Source organism: Anoxybacillus sp. ST70, from assembly GCF_019553625.1.
Taxonomy (GTDB): Bacteria; Bacillota; Bacilli; order Bacillales; family Anoxybacillaceae; genus Anoxybacillus; species Anoxybacillus gonensis.
This window is the reverse complement of the sequence record NZ_JAHZOF010000047.1, coordinates 1-265: the sequence shown is the minus strand read 5'-3', so window position 1 is coordinate 265 and position 265 is coordinate 1. Positions and strand designations below refer to the sequence as shown.

Here is a 265-nt window from a genome sequence, read left to right as displayed (position 1 = left end):
CCAGTGTGGCCGATCACCCTCTCAGGTCGGCTACGCATCGTCGCCTTGGTGAGCCGTTACCTCACCAACTAGCTAATGCGCCGCGGGCCCATCCTGTAGCGACAGCTTGCGCCGTCTTTCAACGAAAGACCATGCGACCTTTCGTGTTATCCGGTATTAGCACCGATTTCTCGGTGTTATCCCCGTCTACAGGGCAGGTTGCCCACGTGTTACTCACCCGTCCGCCGCTAACGATCCAAAAGCAAGCTTTTGAATCGTCCGCTCG

Annotated in this window: 1 rRNA gene; it reads right to left on the bottom strand. The window is 57.4% G+C overall.

Annotation, left to right across the window (positions count from 1 at the left end):
• Positions 1–265, bottom strand: a 16S ribosomal RNA gene (locus K1I43_RS15530); the annotation flags it as partial.